The 3089-nt window shown below is 73.4% G+C and carries 2 protein-coding genes; one reads left to right on the top strand and one right to left on the bottom strand.

Translation table 11 applies throughout. From position 1 onward, the window contains the following. On the bottom strand, positions 1 to 1303 hold a 1303-nt coding region (locus tag SSNG_RS03155), incomplete at its 3' end, for a UvrD-helicase domain-containing protein (protein WP_007262346.1). Between the two features lie 231 nt (positions 1304 to 1534). Here SSNG_RS03155 and SSNG_RS41725 point away from each other — a divergent pair. Continuing rightward, the coding region (locus SSNG_RS41725; RefSeq protein WP_007262347.1) for a hypothetical protein at positions 1535 to 3089 on the top strand (1555 nt) is incomplete at its 3' end.

Raw genomic sequence — 3089 nt, forward strand, 5'->3', positions numbered from 1 at the left:
CCTCGGCGGGGAGGTGGGTGGGGTCCGCGAGGAAGTCGGTGACGAGCTGCTCGGGGGTCAGGTCCGGCCAGAGCGTGTCGATGGCGGCGTGCACCTCGGTGCTGGTGGCGATCTCCTTGCCGAGCTGGGCGACGTCGTCCGGGCCCAGCAGGTTGGGGCCGCCGTAGGGGTCGGCGCCGAGCCGGTCGGCGAGCTGCTCGGTGAGGGCGTCGATGACCGCGAACGCGAAGTAGGGGCGGGCCAGGTTGTGGGGCAGGGCGGTGCTGCGGGCCCGGTCGCGGGCGGCGTGGGCCATGGTCCGGTCGAGCAGGAGGGTGCCGTAGTCGTCGTGGTCGATCTCCAGTGCCGGCTCGGGGACGACGGCGCTGTCCTCTCCGCTGCCGGCGGGCACGGCCTCGGGGAGCGTCTGCCGGTCGGCGACGACCCGGGCGAGGACGTCGGCCATGGCCGCGCGGCCCTTGACGGCGGCGGCGCCCGGGCGGTCGGTGCCGGTGGCCCGCAGGCCCGGGTAGAGGTCGCCGGGAGAGGCGAGGAGCACCCCGGTCTCGCCGAGGGCGGGCAGCACCTCGCCGATGTAGCCGAGGAAGGCGGGGTTGGGGCCGACGATCAGGACGCCGCGCTTGGCGAGGAGCTCGCGCTGGGCGTAGAGGAGGTAGGCGGCGCGGTGCAGGGCGACGGCGGTCTTGCCGGTGCCGGGGCCGCCCTCCACGACGAGGACGCCCTGGTGCGGGGAGCGGATGATGCGGTCCTGGTCGGCCTGGATGGTCCGCACGATGTCGTGCATGCGGCCGGTGCGGGCGGCGTCGAGGGCGGCGAGCAGCACGGCGTCGGCGTCCGCGCCCTCGTAGCCGGTGCGCTCGGTGTCGGAGAGGTCGAGGATCTCATCGTGCAGGGCGGTGACCCGGCGCCCCTGGGTGGTGATGTGGCGTCGGCGGCGCAGGCCCATCGGGACGTGGCCGGTGGCCAGGTAGAACGGCCGGGCCGCCTCGGCGCGCCAGTCGAGGACGAGCGGGGTGCGTTCGGCGTCGTCCTGCCTGATCCCGATTCGGCCGATGTGGTGGTCGCGGCCGTCGGAGAACTCCAGCCGGCCGAAACACAGACCGTGTTCGGCGGAGTTCAGGGCGGAAAGCAGGCCGGACTGCTCGGCGACCAGGACGTCCCTTTCCAGCCGGGCCTGGAAGCCGGTGCCCGCCTCGCCCAGGGCGCCCTGAACCGCCCGTTCGGCCTGGTCTCGCAGGTCTTCGAGGCGCGCGTAGAGCTCGGTGATGAATTCCTGCTCGCTCTGAAATTCGGTGTTTGACAATTTCGCTCCCAGCGCGATACGATGTCCCCGTAAAGCTTCGTCACGCCCTCGTCCAATAGAGAGTGTGAACTATTGAATATACGCGGAAGCACGCCCTGGACGTCAATTCGTCCGGGGCGTTTTTGTATGCCGTCTCCGCATCCGGGCGCGCGTCATATGAGGTGATTTGCACCTGATCTTCTAGCATGGCGACCCTCCCGTCCCGGCGGTCTTCGCACACCGAGGAGTCGCATGTCCCGAGCAGCACACCGGTCCGCCGCCCTGGCCGCCGCGCTGGCCGCGGCCGTCTTCCTGACGGCCCCGGCCGCCGCCGCCCCGGCCGTGCCGGTCCACGACCGCGCGGACACCGACGCCGGGGCCACGGCCGGGGAGGCGGCCCTGATCGGCGAGGAGCACGCCCGGGCCCACGCCGAGCGGCGCCGAGCGGCCCGGGGCGCCGGCGAGTACCCGCAGGCCACCCGGAGCGCGAGCCTGGCCGCCCTGACCGCGTCGCAGGAGCGGGCCAACAAGGCCTTCCGCCCGGCGGAGTCGGGGAGGTTCGCGGAGTTCTTCCCCTCCCCCGACTTCGGGGTCCACCTCGCCCAGCTGCCGACCGGCAAGGTACTGCTCTTCTCCTTCGAGCGGGTCGAGACCGACCCCACCAAGGAGACCGGCCCCACCGACCGCATCGGCCGGACCAACGCGGGCCGCGCCTTCCTCTGGGACCCCGCCAGGGGCACCGGCGCACGGGCCTTCAAGGAGGTCCGGCCGCCGACCGTGCTGATGCCCGACGGCACGTACGCCCCGCGCCCCGCCCCGTTCTTCTGCGCCGGACACGCCTTCCTGCCCAACGGGATGCTCGCGGTCTTCGGCGGCAACACCGGCGGCAAGGGCGGCAGCGGCGCCAAGCTGTCCTTCGTCTTCGACCCGTGGACCGAACTGTGGTACCGCAACCGGGACATGTCGGTGGGCCGCTGGTACCCGTCGGCCGTCACCGGCGCCGACGGCCGCCAGATCATCATGTCCGGACAGTCCGAGCGCGGGACGGGCACCCCCACGCCCGTGGTGGAGCGCTTCCCGGCGAAGGGGCTGCCGGTGCCCTGGCGGCCGTTCGACATCCCGCTGAACATCGCGGTCGACCGGTTCCGGGCCGACGCGCCCTTCCGCAACGACTACCCCCACCTGTTCTCGCTGCGCGACGGCATGGTCTACGGACTGGGCCGGGACGCCGACCAGCAGTGGCTCTTCGACCCGGTCAAGGAGACCCGCCGCGACCTGCCCCGGCGCCCGGCGGACTTCCGCGGCTACGGATCCGCCGTGCCGCTGCCGGCGGGGCTGCGCGGGCCGGACTCCGTGCTGGTGCTCGGCGGGGACCCGCACGACCCCAACACCTACCGGCTCGCGGGCGGCCGCTGGACCACCGAACGGCCCCGGGCCTTCGGCCGCACCCAGGACGACACCCTGATCCTGCCGGACGCGACCCTGCTGACCGTCAACGGGGCGCTGAGCACCCGCGACTACGGCCACGGCCCCTTCAACCCGAAGGCCGACCTCAAGTACCGGCAGACCGAGCTGCGCGACGCCGCCGGGCGCTGGCGGCTGGGCCCGTCCCAGCGGCTCCCCCGGGGCTACCACTCCAACGCCCTGGTGATGCCCGACGGGCGGGTGATGGTGACCGGGGACGAGCTCCAGCAGATCGCCAACGACCCCGACATCCGGGACTCGATGGACGGCAGCATCGAGATCTACGAGCCCCCGTACCTGCACCAGGGCGGCGCCCGGCCCGCCCTGGACCGCGCGCCCCGGG

The sequence above is a fragment of the Streptomyces sp. C genome, from assembly GCF_000158895.1.
GTDB lineage: Bacteria > Actinomycetota > Actinomycetes > Streptomycetales > Streptomycetaceae > Streptomyces > Streptomyces racemochromogenes.